The sequence below is a fragment of the Mesorhizobium sp. LSJC285A00 genome (assembly GCF_000503155.1).
Classification (GTDB): domain Bacteria; phylum Pseudomonadota; class Alphaproteobacteria; order Rhizobiales; family Rhizobiaceae; genus Mesorhizobium.
In genome coordinates this window covers 97,165-116,247 of the sequence record NZ_AYVK01000024.1, presented here as the reverse complement: position 1 = coordinate 116,247, position 19,083 = coordinate 97,165, and the positions used below count along the sequence as shown (strand labels likewise).

General features: G+C 62.7%; 16 protein-coding genes. 3 read left to right on the top strand and 13 right to left on the bottom strand.

From position 1 onward, the window contains the following. The first annotated feature begins 202 nt into the window (after positions 1 to 202). On the top strand, positions 203 to 985 hold the full coding sequence (lexA, locus tag X726_RS149820; protein WP_023671041.1) for a transcriptional repressor LexA: 783 nt from the start codon (positions 203 to 205) through the stop codon (positions 983 to 985). On the opposite strand, the gene X726_RS149825 is transcribed toward lexA, so the two are convergent. Further along, positions 979 to 3,435, bottom strand: coding sequence for a ComEC/Rec2 family competence protein (locus tag X726_RS149825; RefSeq protein WP_023671040.1), 2,457 nt, complete (start codon positions 3,433 to 3,435; stop codon positions 979 to 981). The genes lexA and X726_RS149825 overlap by 7 nt on opposite strands. 182 nt (positions 3,436 to 3,617) lie before the next feature. Beyond that, positions 3,618 to 4,034, bottom strand: coding sequence for an NAD(+)--rifampin ADP-ribosyltransferase (gene arr, locus X726_RS149830; protein ID WP_023671039.1), 417 nt, complete (start codon positions 4,032 to 4,034; stop codon positions 3,618 to 3,620). Positions 4,035 to 4,570: 536 nt separating this feature from the next. Between arr and gltX the strand changes: the two genes are divergently transcribed. Both gltX and gltA read left to right on the top strand, forming a co-directional pair. Continuing rightward, positions 4,571 to 5,995, top strand: a complete 1,425-nt coding sequence (gene gltX, locus X726_RS149835) for a glutamate--tRNA ligase (RefSeq protein ID WP_023671038.1) — start codon at positions 4,571 to 4,573, stop codon at positions 5,993 to 5,995. Positions 5,996 to 6,176: 181 nt separating this feature from the next. Next, the gene (gene gltA, locus X726_RS149840; RefSeq protein WP_023671037.1) at positions 6,177 to 7,508 is read left to right on the top strand and encodes a citrate synthase; all 1,332 of its coding nucleotides are present in this window, start codon (positions 6,177 to 6,179) and stop codon (positions 7,506 to 7,508) included. Positions 7,509 to 7,637: 129 nt separating this feature from the next. Here the strand turns inward: gltA and lpxB are convergent, their stop codons facing one another. From lpxB to pyrH, 11 genes are all read right to left on the bottom strand, one after another. After that, positions 7,638 to 8,816: a lipid-A-disaccharide synthase gene (gene lpxB, locus X726_RS149845; RefSeq protein WP_023671036.1), complete on the bottom strand. Its 1,179-nt coding sequence runs from the start codon at positions 8,814 to 8,816 to the stop codon at positions 7,638 to 7,640. Further along, on the bottom strand, positions 8,806 to 9,708 hold the full coding sequence (gene lpxI, locus X726_RS149850) for a UDP-2,3-diacylglucosamine diphosphatase LpxI (protein WP_023671035.1): 903 nt from the start codon (positions 9,706 to 9,708) through the stop codon (positions 8,806 to 8,808). The genes lpxB and lpxI overlap by 11 nt, the downstream gene beginning before the upstream one ends. Further along, positions 9,695 to 10,528 (bottom strand): acyl-ACP--UDP-N-acetylglucosamine O-acyltransferase, encoded by an 834-nt coding sequence (gene lpxA, locus X726_RS149855; protein ID WP_023671034.1) that lies wholly within the window; start codon positions 10,526 to 10,528, stop codon positions 9,695 to 9,697. The genes lpxI and lpxA overlap by 14 nt, the downstream gene beginning before the upstream one ends. Before the next feature lie 15 nt (positions 10,529 to 10,543). Then, on the bottom strand, positions 10,544 to 10,996 hold the full coding sequence (gene fabZ, locus X726_RS149860) for a 3-hydroxyacyl-ACP dehydratase FabZ (RefSeq protein WP_023671033.1): 453 nt from the start codon (positions 10,994 to 10,996) through the stop codon (positions 10,544 to 10,546). A 1-nt stretch (position 10,997) separates the two neighbouring features. Beyond that, positions 10,998 to 12,056: a UDP-3-O-(3-hydroxymyristoyl)glucosamine N-acyltransferase gene (gene lpxD, locus X726_RS149865; RefSeq protein ID WP_023671032.1), complete on the bottom strand. Its 1,059-nt coding sequence runs from the start codon at positions 12,054 to 12,056 to the stop codon at positions 10,998 to 11,000. A 77-nt stretch (positions 12,057 to 12,133) separates the two neighbouring features. After that, positions 12,134 to 14,536, bottom strand: a complete 2,403-nt coding sequence (bamA, locus tag X726_RS149870) for an outer membrane protein assembly factor BamA (protein ID WP_023671031.1) — start codon at positions 14,534 to 14,536, stop codon at positions 12,134 to 12,136. A 217-nt stretch (positions 14,537 to 14,753) separates the two neighbouring features. Then, a complete protein-coding gene (gene rseP / locus X726_RS149875; RefSeq protein WP_023671029.1) occupies positions 14,754 to 15,896 on the bottom strand; it encodes an RIP metalloprotease RseP in 1,143 nt (380 codons plus the stop codon). Between the two features lie 103 nt (positions 15,897 to 15,999). Continuing rightward, positions 16,000 to 16,815 carry a phosphatidate cytidylyltransferase gene (locus X726_RS149880; RefSeq protein WP_023671028.1) on the bottom strand — a complete coding sequence of 272 codons (816 nt, stop codon included), beginning with the start codon at positions 16,813 to 16,815 and terminating at the stop codon, positions 16,000 to 16,002. 11 nt (positions 16,816 to 16,826) lie between these two features. After that, positions 16,827 to 17,642, bottom strand: a complete 816-nt coding sequence (gene uppS, locus X726_RS0135575; RefSeq protein WP_031215089.1) for a polyprenyl diphosphate synthase — start codon at positions 17,640 to 17,642, stop codon at positions 16,827 to 16,829. 31 nt (positions 17,643 to 17,673) lie between these two features. Then, entirely contained in the window at positions 17,674 to 18,228 is a 555-nt protein-coding gene (frr, locus tag X726_RS149885) for a ribosome recycling factor (RefSeq protein WP_023671027.1), read from the bottom strand. Positions 18,229 to 18,329: 101 nt separating this feature from the next. Continuing rightward, entirely contained in the window at positions 18,330 to 19,052 is a 723-nt protein-coding gene (pyrH, locus tag X726_RS149890) for a UMP kinase (RefSeq protein WP_023671026.1), read from the bottom strand. Between the last annotated feature and the right edge of the window lie 31 nt (positions 19,053 to 19,083).

The window sequence follows — 19,083 nt, the reverse complement described above, 5'->3', positions numbered from 1 at the left end:
CCGACGCGCAGGGCACTTTGGCTTCGTTTCACCCGTTGCCGGCAATGGGCGCAGGCGGCGCTCGCAGCGCCGAACGTTACGCTGAACAAAACGTCAACACATTCATTAAACTTTAAAAGGTTGCGGAACACAACTGGAACAGATAGTGTTTGTTCTGGGTTTGTTTTTTCTGATTCTGGTTTCAGAACCCTTGGGGGCCGCGATGCTGACGCGCAAACAACATGAGCTTCTGATGTTCATCCATGAACGCCTGAAGGAGAGCGGAATCCCGCCGTCCTTCGACGAGATGAAGGAAGCGCTCGACCTCGCCTCCAAGTCCGGCATCCACCGCCTGATCACGGCGCTTGAGGAGCGCGGTTTCATTCGCCGGCTGCCGAACCGGGCGCGCGCGCTGGAAGTGCTGCGGCTGCCCGACTCGATCGCACCAGGCCTCAATGCGGCGAGGAAGTTTTCGCCGAGCATCATTCAGGGCAGTCTTGGTCAAACCGGCCAAGGGCAAGGCGGCCAAGGACAAGGCGCGTTGGGCCAAGGCGGTCTCGGCCGCCAGATCAAGCCGGGCTCGCCGTCGCGTTCGATGTCGGCCGGCAATGACGATGCCGTTTCCGCGATTTCAATCCCGGTTATGGGACGCATCGCCGCCGGCGTGCCGATCGACGCCATCCAGCATCAGACCCATTCGATCTCGGTGCCGCCCGATATGATCATGGGCGGCGAACACTACGCGCTCGAGGTCAAGGGCGATTCGATGATCGAGGCCGGCATTTTCGATGGCGACACGGTCATCATCCGCAATGCCGACACAGCCAGCCCCGGCGAGATCGTGGTGGCGTTGGTCGACGATGAGGAAGCGACCCTGAAACGCTTCCGCCGCAAGGGCGCCTCGATCGCCCTGGAAGCCGCCAACCCGGCCTACGAGACCCGCATTTTTGGACCGGACAGGGTGAAGGTGCAGGGCAAGCTTGTCGGATTGATCCGGCGCTACTGAGCCGGCTTGGGTTTGTACTTTTCACGCTGGTTGTAAGGCGGCAGGCCGCGCGCTTCGCGGGAGAAGCGGCGTTGCTCGTGCCAGGGGCGATACGGCTTGTCGACGGCGAAGCGGATGGTTGGCGCTGCAGCTGCCGATTGCGGATCGAAGAAGACGGCGGCGCTGCCGTCGCGGGCCAGCTGTTTCTTCGTCACGACCAGCACCAGCGGGTCGCGGCACGGATTGTAGGCGGTGGCGTCATCGATGACGATCAGGCTCGCGAAGGCACAGGCCGGCCGCGCCGTCTTGCGGTCTTTCGCAAGCGCTACAATGGCTCCGGAAGGGTGCCGGGCGATACAGAGATCGCCGGTGCAATAGAAGGGCGAGCCGGGCGGCAGATCGAGCGGATCGAGATCGAACCGCGTATCTGTTGCCTCGAAAATCTCAGGTGGGATAATGGTTTCGGCCCGCAGCGCCCGTTTCCAATTGTCCGTGGTGAATTCGTTGGAGCGTTCGCGGTTGAGGGCGAGTTCGCCGCCACCGATCGGCATGGCCACCAGATGCGCATCCTCGGATATGAGCACGTCTGGCGTAAGCACCTGCGGCACCGTCAACAGGCCGGCCAGCGCGAAAGGCACGGCCGCCAACCTGAGCCAGGTGGTGGCCATGGTGGCGATGACGAGGGCGACCGCCACTAACAGCACCGAGCGGATGGAGATCAGCCCGACGGCGTCGACCGGCGAGCGCTCGGAAATCCAGGCCGATATAGCGATCATCGCCATCAGACCCTTGCCCATCACATAGAGGAACGGCCCGTCGGCGCCGAACGGCATCGCCAGTGCGCTGAGCACGGCAAAGGGCATGACGATCAACGAAACAATCGGCATCACGGCCAGATTGGCGATCAGGCTGAGCGGCGACACACGCTGAAAATGCCAGATGGCGAACAGCAAGGTTGCACTGCCGGCGATGATCGAGGTCATTGCGAGGCCGCCCATGGCCAGCGCGAATTTTCGCGACAGGAAGCCGACGAAGGAGCGCTTTGCCGGCGGCGTTCTCACCTTGTCGGCGCGGTAATCGGCCCAGCCGGCATAGGCGCCGACAAGGGCGGCGGTGGCGGCAAACGACATCTGGAAGCTGGGACCGACCACCTCGTGCGGCGACACCAGGATGACGGCAATGGCGGAGATCGCCAGATTGCGCATGGTGAGTGCGGCGCGATCAAACAGCACGGCGACAAGCATGACCGCCAGCATGATGAAGCTGCGCTCGGCGGCAACCACGACGCCTGAAATAACGAGATAGGCGGCGATCGAGACAAGCGCTGCCGCGGCCGCATATTTCTTCACCGGCCGGCGCGAAGAGAAAACGGGAAACAGCGCAAAGGCGCCACGCAGCAACGCCATGATGGTGCCGGCAACCAGCGCCATGTGCAGGCCGGAGATGGAGATGATGTGGTAGATGCCGGTGCGCCGCATCGCTTCGTTGACCTCGTCCGGGATGCCGGCGCGCACGCCGACAATCAGCGCCGCGGCAATCTCGCCTTCGGCGCCGCCGATCTTGCCCCTGATATGGTCGGCAATGTTTTCGCGCGCGTTCTCGATTGCCGAGGAGAGCCGTGCGGTCAGCGGCGGCGGTCCCTGCGTAGCAATGGTTTTCGGATTGCCGAGAAAGAAGCCGCTGCCGCCGATACCGGTGAAATAGCTGTCGAAGGAGAAATCGTAGCTCTCCGGCCGCACCGGACCGGTCGGCGGCAACAGCCTGGCATAGCCGGTGATCAGGGAGCCGGCGGTCATATCGGCGGGAACGGTCCGCGCCGAGAGCCTGACCCGCTCCGGGGCGTAGCGCAGCTCGGGGTAAGCGGTCGAAACCACGTCGAGCGTCAGCCTGATGCGGCCGCTTTCCATCTGTTCGAGACTGACGACGCGGCCGGTCAGCCGTGTCTGAATCTCGGAGCCGAGCATCTGCGTTCCGGCGCGCCAGGTCTCGACCTTGGCGGCGACGACGCCGAGCGCGCACAGCATCGCGGCCATGCAGAACAGATGCGTCCTCGGCCGCGATCGCGTGGCGACAGCGCAACATGTCGCCAGCACCACAATGGCGATTGGCTGCGCAAAGCCCGGCTCGCCGGCCAGCGAGAAGTAGACGATGACGCCGGCTGCCAGGAAAACCGGGACCAGCAGGAAGGCGACGCCCCGGTCGAGCTCCGTGTCGGCAGCCACGGCAAGGCTGCGGCGGAGCGCGGGCCATGACGGGCGGCGAAGCCGTCTGCGCAGTCGGGCGATAGATCCGGGCGCTGTGACTTGCGCCGGCAACGCGTCACCGGGCAGCGCGGGCGCTATGCCGGGATGCGGCTCAGGCAGCGCGAGGGGCAGCGGCTCGGCATAGGGACTATCGGCAAACAGCGAGCGTTCGCTGACGCTTGCCTCGCCGCCTTCGCCTTCCTTCGTGCCCCGGCCACGTCCAGCCATCGGGTCTGCCCCTTGCGCCCCAGACCTCCTATGCTACATGAACGCGCAAAGCGCGAAAGTCCGTGNGTCCAGCCATCGGGTCTGCCCCTTGCGCCCCAGACCTCCTATGCTACATGAACGCGCAAAGCGCGAAAGTCCGTGCGGTCGCATCCACCGCGCCGGAATTGACCCGCCAAGGACGCTCAATCCTCAATCATATCCCGGCCCTCCGCCCTCAGGCGAGCAAGCCCATCGTGCATTGCCTTCAATTGTTCCGGTGTATGACCCTGCCATTCAGCGAGCTCCCCCAGGATGAGCAACGGATCACGGGAGCGGTAGGATTTCGTCGGATTGCCGGGAAATTTTTTATCGGTCAGGTTAGGGTCATCCATAAAAAACCCTGTCGGCTTTACGATGTAAATCCTTTGACGACCGTCACCCGTTGCAAGCTCTGCTCCCCAGATGGCGGCTTCCAGTGTCTGGGTGAAATAGATCCATGACAGTGGTTTACCTCTGAAATTGGAAGGGTGGCCGACGCTCAGCAGATCCCCGGGTTTCAAATCCGCCCGGGTACCATGGTAGAACGGATCACCCTCCGTATGGTCGGCGTTGCTGGTCATCGGGAGCCCTTCTTTCAATCATTCCTCCTTCGTGGCGAGACCGGACCGCACACAGTTGCTGTGTTCACGATAATGATTGCAGAAGGTCAATATGCGTGACCAAGCCAACGCTGTCACGGCGGCGTTGTAGTCGGGCAGTGCCGCATTCGTGAAGAAATGTCCGCTCGTCAGAGGGGGCTACCACCGTCGCAGCGATGTTCCAGGCACTGTGACGGACGCTGCAGCCGAATGAAACCCAGACATTGACGCTGCTGCCAAATGAGGTTGCGCGGAGGTGCGAACAGATTTTGTGCTACAAGGCTCCGGCGCCCGTTGACGCAACCGATAATTGCCGACGTGCCCCGGCCTCGTCCAGCCATCGGGTCTGCCCCTTGCGCCCCAGACCTCCTATGCTACATGAACGCGCAAAGCGCGAAAGTCCGCNGTCCAGCCATCGGGTCTGCCCCTTGCGCCCCAGACCTCCTATGCTACATGAACGCGCAAAGCGCGAAAGTCCGCGCGATCACGCCCCGCTTTCCAAACTTCCCGAGAGTTCCATGTCCGACACGGTCGTCACCCGTTTTGCCCCCTCGCCCACCGGCTATCTGCATATCGGCGGCGCGCGCACGGCGCTGTTCAACTGGCTGTACGCCAAGCACACCGGCGGCACGATGGTGCTGCGCATCGAGGACACCGACCGCGAACGCTTCAACGAGGCGGCGACACAGGCCATTCTGGATGGGCTGACCTGGCTCGGCCTTTCCTGGGACGGTGAGGCCATATCGCAGTTCGAGCGCGCGCCGCGCCACCGTGAGGTGGCCGAGGAGCTGGTGCGCCTGGGCAAGGCCTATTACAGCTACGAGACGCCTGCCGAGCTCGAGGCGATGCGCGAGGCCGCACGCGCCAAGGGCCTGCCGCCTCGCTACAACGGCCAGTGGCGCGATCGTGCCCCCTCGGAGGCGCCTCCCGGCGTCAAGGGCGCCATCCGCATCAAGGCGCCGACCGAGGGCGAAACCGTGGTGCACGACCGTGTGCAGGGCGAGGTGCGCTTCCCCAACAAGGACCTCGACGATTTCATCATACTGCGCTCGGACGGCAATCCGACCTACATGCATGCCGTCGTCGTCGACGACCATGACATGGGCGTCACCCACATCATCCGTGGCGACGACCATCTGACCAACGCCGCGCGCCAGACGGTGATCTACAACGCGATGGGCTGGGACGTCCCGTCGATGTCGCATATCCCGCTGATCCACGGCGCCGACGGCGCCAAGCTGTCGAAGCGGCACGGCGCACTCGGCGTCGAGGCTTATCGCGCCATGGGCTATCTGCCCGAGGCGCTGCTCAATTATCTGGCACGGCTCGGCTGGAGCCATGGCGACGACGAGATCATGTCGATCAAGGACATGATTTCGTGGTTCGACATCGGCGATGTCAACAAGGGTGCGGCGCGCTTCGACTTCGCCAAGCTCGAGTCAATCAACGGCGCGCATATGCGCAAGATGGCCGATACCGAGCTGTTCGACATTTTCGTCGCCACTCTGCCATACCTCGAAGGCGGACCGGCTATCGCCGCCCGTCTCGACGATGCCAGGAAGGCGCAGCTGCTGGCCGCCTTGCCGGGCCTGAAAGAGCGCGCCAAGACGCTGGTGGAACTGGCCGATGGCGCGGCCTTCCTGTTCGTCGAGCGGCCGCTGCCGATCGACGAGAAGGCGGCAGCACTGCTCAATGCCGACGCGCGCGCGATCCTGCGCGGCGCACATGCCGCTTTGCAGACTGTTTCGGGCGAGTGGTCGGCTGCCGCGGCTGAAGCCGCGGTGCGCGAGTTCGCGACGGCAGGCGGCCACAAGCTCGGCGCCGTGGCCCAACCGCTCCGGGCGGCCCTTACCGGCCGCAGCACCTCGCCCGGCGTGTTCGACGTGCTCGCCGTGCTTGGCCGCGAGGAAAGCCTGGCGCGGATTGCGGATCAAATCGATTAGGAGCGAACTGGCCCAAGAAGATTGGCATTGAAAGGCGGGTTTCGCAGTGCAACATTAGGCCTTGGCCCAATCTGGCACGCACCTCCCAAAATGCGGTGGCGAGTTCGCGCATTCCGGTGATTTCGACGTGTCGTTTGCAGGAATTGCCTTGCCGGCATGAGGAACATGAAGGAGTTTGAGAATGAGCGAAGCTGCGACAAGACTGGAAACCGGCAGCAAGACGACGCACCCGTCGACTGCCACGCTCGAACTGGCCGGCAAGACGCATGAATTCAAGGTGCGAAGCGGCTCGGTCGGGCCCGACGTCATCGACATCGGTGCGCTCTACAACACCACCGGCGCCTTCACCTACGATCCCGGCTTCACCTCGACGGCGAGCTGCGAGTCGGCGATAACCTTCATCGACGGGGATGCCGGCATCCTGCTTCACCGCGGCTACCCCATCGACCAGCTGGCCGAGCATGGCGACTTCCTCGAAGTCTGCTACCTCCTGCTCTACGGCGAACTGCCGACCAAGGCGCAGAAGGACGATTTCGACTACCGGGTAACGCGCCACACCATGGTGCACGAGCAGATGTCGCGCTTCTTCACCGGCTTTCGCCGCGACGCGCATCCGATGGCTGTGATGTGCGGTGTGGTCGGCGCGCTGTCGGCCTTCTATCACGACTCCACCGACATTTCGGACCCATACCAGCGCATGGTCGCCTCGATGCGGCTGATCGCCAAGATGCCGACGATTGCGGCCATGGCCTACAAATACCATATCGGCCAGCCCTTCATTTACCCGAAGAACGAGCTGAACTTCGCCGCCAACTTCCTGCACATGTGCTTTGCGGTGCCGTGCGAGGAATACAAGATCAATCCGGTGCTGGCGCGCGCCATGGAGCGCATCTTCATCCTGCACGCCGACCACGAACAGAACGCCTCGACCTCGACCGTGCGGCTTGCCGGCTCGTCGGGCGCCAATCCGTTCGCCTGTATCGCCGCCGGCATCGCCTGCCTGTGGGGCCCGGCGCATGGCGGCGCCAACGAAGCGGCGCTCAACATGCTGGGCGAGATCGGCCACGTCGACCACATCCCGGAATTCATCGCCCGCGCCAAGGACAAGAACGATCCGTTCCGGCTGATGGGCTTCGGCCATCGCGTCTATAAGAACTACGATCCTCGCGCGAAAATCATGCAGAAGACGGCGCATGAGGTGCTGGGCGAACTCGGCATCAAGGACGATCCGCTGCTCGACATCGCCATGGAGCTGGAAAAGATCGCGCTGACCGATTCCTACTTCATCGAGAAGAAGCTCTATCCGAACGTCGATTTCTATTCCGGCATCACGCTGAAGGCGCTGGGCTTCCCCACCACCATGTTCACCGTACTGTTCGCGGTCGCCCGCACCGTCGGCTGGATCGCGCAGTGGAAGGAAATGATCGAGGATCCCCACCAGAAGATCGGCCGTCCGCGCCAGCTCTACACCGGCGCGCCGGAACGCGACTACGTGCCGATTGCGAAAAGGTGAAAGAGAGTGAATGGTGAATGGTAAGTAGTGAATAGCAGGTAGTAAGTAGCAGCTTGATTATAGGCGAGAGCGCGTTAATCCTATTCACTATTCACTATTCACTATTCACTATTCACTATTCACTATTCACTACGGCCTATTCGCTCTCCCGATGTGGCGAAGAACGACATCGGCGGCGATGTCGCCGGAGGGCCTGTCGGTGGCCATGCGTCTGGCAACCTCGCCAAAGCCGTCCTTTTGCCAGGCGCGGTAGGCGGTGTCTGAAAACAGTGCCTCGAGCTGCCGCGCCAGATAGTGCGGCCGCACATACTGGTTGTAGCTTTCCGGCACGACCGGCCGGTCGGCAATAAGGTTGGGCAAAGCAGCGCTCCACACCGTGATCAGGCTCTGCGCCATCAGCATGATCGGATCGAACTTGTAGCAAGAGATCATCGGTACACCCGACAACGCCAGTTCCAGCGACACCGTTCCTGACGCGATCAGCGCCGCATCGGCCTTGCCGAAGGCCTGCCACTTGCGCTCGGGATCGAGGATGATTTCCGGCTCCTGATCCCAGCGCGCCACCGACGTTTTGACCAGTTCGGCGACATGCGGCACCGTCGGCAGCAACAGCCGCAGCCGGTGGCCGCGCGCGCGCAGCGCCGACACCGTCTCGCCGAACGGACCGATGAGCCGGCTCACCTCGCCGCGCCGCGACCCTGGCAGGACGAGCAGCGTCTTGACGCGATCGGCCGAGAGATCGCGTGGCTGGGCTTGCGCCCTGGCCGCGCCCAGCACGCCTGGATCATGCGTGAGGCGATGTCCGACGTAAGTGCCGGGCGGGCCGCCGAGACGGCTGAGCTCCTTTACCTCGAAAGGCAGGATGCACAGTATGTGGTCGACATAGGGCTTCATCGCGGCCGCCCTACCCGGCCGCCACGCCCAGACGCTCGGGCAGACATAATGGACGATCGGGATCGACGGATCGGCGGCGCGGATCTTTTTGGCGACGCGCAGCGAGAAATCGGGGCTGTCGATGGTGATCAGACAGTCGGGTTTTTCGGCGGCGACAGCACTTGCCGTCTGGCTGATCCGCCGCATCAGGCGCGGCAGGTCACGCAGGATGGCGCTGAGCCCCATCAGCGCGATCTCGGCGCCGTCGAACAGCGGCGCCAGTCCGAGCGCCTGCAGATGCCGCCCGCCAATGCCGACGAGTTGCACCTCGCGCCCGGTCATGCGCTTCAGCGCCTGCACGATGTCGGCGCCCAGCAGGTCGCCGGATTCTTCGCCGGCGACGATGGCAATCTTCAACGGCTTCTCAGCTGCCATGGTCAGACTCCGCAGCCGGCAGGCCGAACACGAACAGGCCGAGCGCATTGGCGCGCGCGATAACGACGGGGCCTTCGAGGATCAGCGAACGGCCGGCTTCGACGGCAATGCCGGCGAGCCCCGCGGCATGCGCCGCCTCGACGGTCTGGGGGCCAATAGATGGCAGATCGGCACGCAATTCCTGGCCAGGCTTGGCGCATTTGACCAGGACACCGCGCGTCTTGCCGGCCAGCCTGCCATGGCCGCGCAACTGCTGCGTCCGCTCGAGCAGTCCGTGGGTGCCCTCGACGCCTTCCAGGGCAACAGTGCGGCCACCGATGGCAATTGCCGCCTGACCAATGTCGAGCGCGCCGATGGCCTTTGCCGCCGCGTGTGCCGCCTCGATATCGCGCCAGTCGGACTTTCGCGGCACTGCTTTGGTCAGCGGCCCTTCGGCCGCGACGAGCCGGGGCACGACTTCATGCGCACCGACAACCTTGACGCCCCGTGCCTCCAGGCCGCGGGTCAATATCTTCAACAGCCCGTCATCGCCGCGGGCAAGCGCCATGGCGAGCGAGGGTATAAGTGCCAGTAGCCCAAGGTTCGGACGCATGTCGACCAACCGCGGCCTGCGCCTGATCTCGCCGGCAAGCACAAGATGGGTGATCCGCCGGCGCCTCAGCAACGCAACCAGCGAGCCGATGTCTTCCAGCGCAAGGCTTTCATGCTCATAGATTGTGAGGTCGGACTGACGGTCGGCCTGACCTTCGACCAGGATGATGACGGGCGGATGTCCGGCCTCCGCCAGGCCGGCGGCAACTTCGACCGGCAAGCTACCGCCGCCGGCAATGATGCCGACCCTGGCGTCCGGCGCAAGATCGAGGCCCGTTGAAGTGGCCTCAGCCTTCGTCATCGGCATCGTCGCCGTCGCCACCCTTGAGCGACGGGACGGCAAAATGCCGCTTGCCGCGACTGGTGATGAAATCGATGATTTTCATGGCCGTCGGCGACGACGCAAACTCGGCCTTGGCGAATTCGATGTTCTCGCCGACAGTGCGGGAGCGGTCGAAGATGGTCTTGTAAGCCTTGCGCAGCAGGTAGATTTCGGCGCGCGGCAACCCCGCGCGCTTCAGGCCGATGATGTTGAGTCCACGCAGGCTGGCGCGATTGCCCACCGCAATCGCGTAGGGAATGACATCGCCGACAAAAGCCGAGCAGCCGCCGAGAAAGGCGTTGTCACCAACACGAACGAACTGATGAACGGCGCTGAGGCCGCCAATATAAACGCTGTCACCGACCTCGCAATGGCCGCCCAAGGTCGCGCCATTGGCGAAGGTTGCATTTTTACCAACGACGCAATCATGGGCAATGTGGGCATAGGCAAGGAAATTGCCGTTGTCGCCGACGGTCGTCTCGCCGCGGCTGGAATCGGTGCCGAGATGCATGGTCACGCCTTCGCGGATCGTGCAGTTCTGGCCGATGACCAAAGTGGTGCGGCCGCCCTTGTGCTTGGTGTTCTGCGGCGGTCCGCCCAGTGTCGCCATTGGATAGACCTTGGTCGCGGCGCCAATGGTTGTCGCGCCCAGCACCGAGACATGGCTGACCAGTTCGACGCGGTCACCGATCACGGCGTCAGCGCCGACGTAGCAGAAAGGTCCTATGGAGGCGCCTTCGCCGATCTGCGCGCCGGCCTCGATGACGGCCGAGGGGTGGATTGAAGTCTGCATTTTCATGAGCATTTCGAACCGTCAGCCGGTAACCATCATTGCCGAGATCTCGGCTTCGGCGGCCTTTGTGCCCTCCACCATGGCCTCGCAGGCGAATTTGAGCAGGTTGCCGCGCATCTTGATTTTCTTGACGTGGATCTTCAACTGGTCGCCTGGGACGACCGGTTTGCGGAATTTCGCGTTATCGATGGTGAGGAAATAGACCAGCGACGGCTTTTCCGTGTTGAGGTTACGGATGCAGATCGCGCCGGCGGTCTGCGCCATAGCCTCGACGATGAGCACGCCCGGCATCACCGGCTGATCCGGGAAATGGCCCTGGAAATGCGGCTCATTGATGGTCACGTTCTTGATGCCGATGGCAGAATCATTGCCGTCGATATCGATGATGCGGTCGATCATCAGGAAGGGATAGCGATGCGGCAAAAGCTTCATCAACCCCAATATATCGACCGCTTCGAGCGTCGCCGGCACCATCTCAGCTACTTCCCCCTTCGCCCTGCTTGCGCGTCCTGGCAAGCTTCCTCAGCATGGCGATCTCACGCATGGCTTCCGCCATCGGCTGCGCCGGATAGCCTCCCCAGATCTCGCCCGCCGGCACGTTGCTCATGAACCCGCTTCTTGCAGCAAGCTTGGCCCCTGATCCGATGGTCAAATGATCGGCAAGGCCAACGCCGCCCCCCATGGTGACACCGTCGCCGACGGTGACGGAGCCGGAAATACCAGAGAGCCCGGCAATAATGCAATTGCGGCCGATGCGAACGTTATGGGCGATCTGCACCAGATTGTCGATCTTGGTCCCCTGACCGATGACCGTATCCGACATGGCGCCGCGATCGACGGTCGTGTTCGAGCCGATTTCGACATCGTCCTGAATGATAACGCGGCCGACCTGCGGCACACGCTCAGGGCCTTTGGCGCCGCCGACAAAGCCGAAGCCGTCCTGGCCGATCCTGGCGCCGCCATGAATGATGACGCGGTTGCCGATCAGCGCGTACTGGACGCTGACACCTGGTCCGATATAGCCGTCGCGGCCGATCTGGCATGACGGACCGATAACGGCGTGGGGGGCAATGACCGTTCCGCTGCCGATGGAAGCACGCGGGCCGACGACGGCTCCGGCCTCGATGATCGCGCCTGCCTCGATATGCGCCGTGGTATCGACATGAGCTTGCGGCGAGACCCCGGTTTCGCTGGTCATCGGTCCCGGCGTAGCCGCTGTCGGGAACAGCAGCCGGCCGATCATGGCGAAGGCCTGCTGCGGGCGCGGATGCACCAGAACCGCAATGCCGGCCGGCGCCTTGCCGGCGAACTCGGCGGGACAAAACACGGCCGCCGCCTTCAGCGACTGCATCAGCGCGAAATTGCGCTTGCCGTCGACGAAGACGAGCGCACCCTCGCCGCCTTCGTTGGCTGGCGCCAACGCATCGATCGATATGTGGGCAAGATCGGAATCGACAAGCGATGCGCCGGTCAGATTCGCGACTTCGCCGGCCGTATACCGGCGTGATGGCGCGAAGAACACCGGATCGGTCATTCCAGAAGCAATATCCAGCTAGGTCGGATCAATTCTCTTCCGGACCCCAACGGCCCGGAAGCATCGTTACCCGCGCATCAGAAGCGGCTCGACATGCCGAAGTTGAATTCCTGCACGTCGTCGGTCTTTTCCTTCTTGACGGGCATCGCGTAGTCAATGCGGATCGGGCCGAAGGGCGACGACCACAACAAGCCGACACCAACCGAAGCGCGCAACGCTAGATCAGTTGAAGCTTGAGTAACCCCGGCGACGTTAATCTTGCTGCCATACAGTGTGGCGGCATCAGCAAACACGGCGCCGCGCACACCAAAGCTTTCCGGAATGACCGGTATCGGAAACTGAGCTTCCGCCGACGCATTGAAATAGGTGGTGCCGCCGAGGTGGTCACCCGTTGCAATATCCGCAGGACCGATGCCACCATACTCGAAGCCGCGGATCATGCGGTCGCTGCTCTGGAACTGATCGAAGATACGCAGGCCGTCACCGCCGAAGCCTTGGATATGGCCGGCGCCGCCTGAGATCAGGCCGACCAGATCCAGCTGTTCGGACAAGGTCTGGTAGACAGTGCCACGACCGGTAACCTTGACGAATTTGGCATCGCCACCAAGGCCGGCCACTTCCACGGTCGTGGTGGCGTAGATGCCTTCGTGCGGGCTCTTCATGTCGTCGATGGTGTTGTAGACCAGCCCAAGGCTGACCGACGACTTGATCCAAGGGCTTTCGTCAATTCCCTGGACGATCGCCGGAGATATCTTGCAGTCGGCGTCAGGAATCCCGTCGCCAGGTGCGTTGACCGGCGGGCCTACGACAATAGGATTGTTATCGCAACCGTCGTCGAGCTTGTACTTCTCCTGGGCGATATTGTACGCCAACTGTGTCGAGATGTTGTCGGTGATCGGCAGGCCGAAGCGCACCGTCGCACCCAGCGTCTCGCTGTCATAGTGGTCGTAGTTGCGCGTCTGCTGGAAGATGTCGAAGCCGGCAGCGATACGGCGCCCGAGGAAATAGGGCTCGGTGAAGGACAGGCTGTAGTCGCGCGAATTCTTGCCACCACCCGCCGAAACCTTGATGTACTGGCCGCGACCGAGGAAGTTGCGCTCCGCGACCGAACCTTCGACGGACGGACCCGCAGTATCGCCACCGGTCGAATATCCTGCGCCGACCGAGAACTCGCCGGTCGATTTCTCGACTACGTCAACCACGAGCACGACCTGGTCTGGCTCAGAACCCGGGACAGTCGAAACGTCGACTTTCTCAAAGTAATCCAGCTTTTCCAGCCGCTTCTTCGCGCGCTGGATGAGTACCTGGTTGAAGGCGTCGCCTTCGCTGACATCGAACTCACGACGAATGACATAGTCGCGCGTGCGGTCGTTGCCGCGGATTTCGATGCGCTCGATATAGGCCTTGGTGCCCTGGTCGATCGTATAGACGACCGAAATGGTGTGGTTCTCGAAGTTGCGATCGCCGCGCGGCGTCACCTGGGCGAAGGCATAGCCCGAACCCGCGACCTTTTCGGTCAGCGCGATGATGGTGTCCTCGACATCCTTGGCGTTGTAGACGTCGCCCTTGTGGGTCTGAACCACCGATTCCAGCGCCTTCGAGTCGACTTCGGGAATGGTGCTCTCGACGCTGACGTCGCCGAACGTATAGCGGTCGCCTTCCTGGACGGTGATGGTAACGGTGTACTGGTTGGTCGTGTCGTCGAGCTCGCCGACAGCTGAGACCACCTGGAAGTCGGCATAGCCGTGATTGTAATAGAAGCGGCGCAGCGATTCCTGGTCGGCGCGGAGCTTGTCCTCGTCATAGACGTCGTCACGCAGCACGAAGGACAGGAAGCTCGAGCGCTTGGTGGCGATGACGTCGGACAGGCGGCGGCTCGAATAGGCGCTGTTGCCGACGAAATTGACGGCGGCGATCTTGGTGCGGCCGCCTTCGTTGATGTTGAAGACCACGTTCACGCGGTTGTCGCCGAGATCCATGATCTGCGTCGTGACAGCGGCGTCATCGCGGCCAATTCGCCTGTAGGCAGCCTTCACCGCCTCGACATCGGAGTCCAGCGTTGCCTGGGAAAACGTCCCGCGCGGCTTCAACTGCACGGCGACTGCCAGCGCATTGTCCTTGAGCTTCTTGTTGCCCTGGAACAGAACCTGGTTGACGACCTGATATTCGGCAACCTTGACTACCAGCGTCGAACCGACCTGATTGATCTGCACGTCCGAGAACAGCCCCGTGCCGAACAGCGCCTTGACCGCATCGTCGATATCGGCGCTGGAAAACGCCTTGCCCGGCTTGATCGTGATGTAGTTGCGGATGGTGTCGGCGTCGACACGCTGGTTGCCGCTGACCTCGACTCTCGAGACAACGGCTGCCTGCGCCGCAGATGTGGCAACGAACTGCACGGCGAGCGCACCTGGTACAACCAGAGCGGCGGACATAGCCACCGCGGACGCGGCGCTCAAAAATTTGGATGCTGCCTTCATCGGGCTTTTGTACCTTTTCTCGAAGTCCCCACGGCGAGAAAACCGGACGTGCGGTAATTTCTCCTACCGTATTAACCGGATTTTCCCTACACGCAAGGCTTCTGGTTAATTTGTAATTACTTAACCCTGATGCGTGGCTTTCGCGTCACGCATACCCCCGTGCATGGTAAACGGCGTCTCAACATTGCCGGTGCTGAAGCCAAATTTCTTCATGATTTCAGCACCCAAACAGATCGTTCCAGAAGACGAAGCCCATAAATCCCAGCACCAGAAAGAGGCCGGCCCGGTATCCCATTTCCATCATCCGCGCCGATACCGGACGCCGGAAAACGGCTTCGAGTGCGTAGAACAGGAGATGGCCGCCGTCGAGGGGGGGAATCGGCAAAAGGTTCAGAATTCCGATCCCGACCGACAGCCCGGCGACGAGTTGCACCAGCCATAGGAAGCCCAGCTTTGCCGCCTGCCCCGACATCTTGGCGATCTTGATCGGGCCGCCCAGCTGGCATTTGTCTTCGCGGCCGACAACGAATCGCTGCAGGAACTGGCCGGTGCGCTGAATGACGTGCCCCGTCTCCTCGACCGCGGCGCCGACTGCTCCGACAGGGCTGTAGGTGATCAGCCTGGGCTGGCCGACATCCTTGTTGTTGACGACGCCGATGACGGCCACCTTGACCTTGTTGCCCAGCGCGTCCAGCTGCTCCATCGGCTCCGGCGTCGCGACGACGGTGACCTCCTTGCCGTCGCGCAACATGGTGAAGGTGATGGCGTCGCCGCCGCGGCCTGAGACCAGACGTTGGACGTCGGCGAAGGTCTCAACCTTGCTGCCGTCGACGGCGACGAATCGGTCGCCTGGCAAAATGCCGGCCCTTTCGGCTGGACTGCCGGCGGTGACCGCCGCCACCATCGGCTCAAACACAGGGCGGCCATAGAGGGAAAACAGCACGGCAAAGACGGCAATGGTCAAAAGGAAGTTGAACAACGGTCCGGCCACCACCGTGGCGGCGCGTTTCCAGATGGGTTGCGTGTGGAAGGCGACCTTGCGTTCAGCGTCAGTCAGCGTTTCCAGATCTTCCGAACTCGGCTGGCTCGACGTGGCGCTCATGTCGCCGACGAATTTGACATAACCGCCGAGCGGTATGGCGCAGAGCTTCCAGCGCGTGCCGTGGCTGTCGTTGAAGCCGAGAAGTTCGGGGCCGAAGCCGATCGAAAAGGCCTTCACGCCAATGCCGCACCAGCGGCCGACCAGGTAATGGCCCATTTCGTGAATGAAGACGACCACGGTCAGCACGAACAGAAACGGCACCAGCGTGCCGAGGACAAAGCCTTCCGTGCTGAAAAACGCGTGAAGAATTTCGTTCAAGTCATGCCCTCAAATTCACCCGCGGCAAAAGGTGTCGCCGCGACTGTGACATCAATCCAGGCGAATCCGTGGCGTGCGCCATTTCTTCGCCGTGAAATATCACTCAAGCCGGAAACAGCCCCTGCGCCGGATGATCGGCGCCCGCCGAAATCCAGCCGATCACGTATAGGGCAAAAGCCGCCGCGACAAGCCCGTCCACCCTGTCCATGACACCGCCATGCCCGGGTATCAACGCGCTTGAATCCTTGCGGCCGTGGCGGCGCTTGACCCAGGATTCGAAGAGATCGCCAGCCTGGGCAACAATCGACAGCACCAGCGCAACCAAGGCGAGGACGCCAAGATTGCCGGCCCCGGCGGCGGCAGCCAGAAGCACGCCGGCGGCCACGCCGCCGACAGCGCCGCCAAGCGCGCCGCTCTGCGTCTTGCCGGGGGATATAGATGGCGCGAGCTTGGGCCCACCGACGGAGCGGCCGACGAAATAGGCGAAGATGTCGGTCGCCCAGACCACGGCGAACAGAAACAGGATTGCGATCAGGCCGGGGTGGTCGCCGCCGCGCAGCAGCGCCAGCGATAAGCCGGACAAAGCCGCGTAGGCAAGACCGGCTGCATCCCATTGCGCCGCCCCACGCATACGGGCGCCGACAGCAGCGACCACAACCATGGCCAGGACAAGAGACAGAAGCCACGATGCCGGCACGCCTGCAACCAGGGCGACGACGAAAACCAGAAGCAGCGCTTCGGGAATGAAGCCGAGGGTCGCACCGGCCAAGGGGCGCGACATGCGCGCCCATTCATAGAAGATGACCGCCGATATCACGGCGCAAAGCAGGCGGAACCACAGCCCTCCCAACCAGGTCAGGCCAAGCGCTATTGCGGCCAGCACCAGCGCCGAGACGATGCGAAGCTGAAGATTGTTCATCCCGCCGCCGATCACGAGGCAGCGACATCTTGAGCGGCAAGCCCGCCAAAACGGCGCTCGCGGCCAGCAAAATCGCGCAATGCGTCGGCCAGGTGTTCGCGGCTGAAGTCAGGCCAGTAGCAAGGCAGAAAAACCAGTTCGCTGTAGGCTGCCTGCCACAGAAGGAAGTTCGACAGCCGAAGCTCGCCACTGGTGCGGATGACCAGCTCCGGATCGGGAATGCCTGCGGTGTCGAGGGCGCCGGCAAAAGTGTCTGCCGTGATCGCCTCTGCGTCGATCTCGCCGCGCGCCACTGCGGCTGCGAGCTTGCGTGCCGTGCGCACGATCTCGTCGCGCCCGCCATAGTTGAAGGCGATGACCAAGGTCAGCGATTCATTGCGCGCAGTCAGCGATTCGGCCTCTTCGAGCAGGCCCCTGATGTCCGGCTGCAGCCCCGCCCTGTCACCGATGATCCTGACGCGCACGCCGTTCTGGTGCAGTTCGGCCAGATCGCGGCGGATGAACAGCTTCAAAAGCCCCATCAGGTCGCTCACTTCGGCCTTGGGCCGCGACCAGTTTTCCGACGAAAAGGCGTAGACGGTCAGGAAGAGATCGGAAGAGCACACGTNCCCCATCAGGTCGCTCACTTCGGCCTTGGGCCGCGACCAGTTTTCCGACGAAAAGGCGTAGACGGTCAGGAAGGAAATGCCGAGACCGGGCGCGGCGCGCACCGTCTTGCGCAGCGCTTCGACGCCGGCGCGATGGCCGGCAAGCCGCGGCATGCCGCGCGCTTTGGCCCAGCGTCCGTTTCCATCCATGATGATCGCGACATGCGCGGGCGTTGCCATTGTCTCGCTTTCGGGCCGGTGTGGGCCGACCCTAGACCTGCATGATTTCAGCTTCCTTATCGGAAAGCAGGTGATCGATGGTGCTGATCGTTTCGTCGGTCAGCTTCTGGACCTGATCGGAGCGCTTGCGCTGATCGTCCTCGCTGATGTCGCCGTCCTTTTCCGCCTTCTTCAAGAAGTCCATGCCGTCGCGACGGACATGGCGCACCGCAACGCGGGCGTTCTCGGCGTAGCCATGCGAAATCTTGACCAGTTCCTTGCGGCGCTGCTCGTTGAGCTCGGGCAGCGGAATTCTGAGATTGGTGCCGTCGACGATCGGATTGAAGCCGAGATTGGATTCTCTGATGGCACGGTCGACCGCGCCGACCATCGACTTGTCCCATACCGAAACCGAGATCATGCGCGGCTCCGGCACCGACACGTTCGCCACCTGGTTGATGGGCATGGTGGTGCCGTAGGCCTGGACCTGGATGGCGTCGAGCAGATTGCTGGAGGCACGGCCGGTGCGCAGCGAAGCCAGATCGTGCTTGAAGGCGGCGATCGCGCCATCCATGCGCCGCTTGAGGTCGTCGAACTCACCACTCATCTTAGTCTCCTCGACCCGTTTGATCCGGGTTCAGTGCTTAGGGCCTATATTCGGACCCGCTTTCGAAAACTGATCCCCTTTTTAGGAGAGTATACTCCGGGTCACTCGTCGGCGACGATCGTGCAACGGCCGCCGCCCCGCAGAATATCGCCGAAACCACCTTTTTCGTGGATCGAATAGACGATTATCGGGATGTTGTTTTCGCGCGCAAGTGCAATTGCGGCGGTATCCATGATCGAAAGGCCCTTGTTGATGACTTCGGCATGGCTGATGCGCTCGAAGCGGGTCGCATTCGGATCCTTCTTGGGATCGGCCGAATAGACGCCGTCGACCTGGGTGCCCTTGAACAGCGCGTCGGCGCCGATCTCGGCGGCGCGCAAGGCCGCGGCCGAATCGGTGGTGAAGAACGGATTGCCGGTGCCGCCGGCGAAAATGACGACCTTGCCCTGGTTCATATAGGCGGTGGCCTGGCGCTGGGAAAAACTCTCGCAAAGTTCGGGCATGGCTATGGCCGACAGCACGACGGCGTCGACGCCGATCTTGTTCAGCGAGGTGCGCAGCGCCAGCGAGTTGATGACGGTGGCCAGCATGCCCATGTGGTCGCCGGTGACACGGTCGCCGCCCTTGGATGCCACCGCCACGCCGCGAAAGATATTGCCGCCGCCAATGACGACGCCGACCTCGATACCAAGTGCGCGGGCTTCGGCGATGTCGGCGGCGATTCGGTCGACCACCGAGACATCGATGCCGAAATGCTGCTCGCCCATCAACGCTTCGCCCGACGCTTTCAGCAGGACACGTCGATAGAGGGGCTTTGCCGTCATCTGGACCTCGTCATTGTTGCGTGTGGCAGCC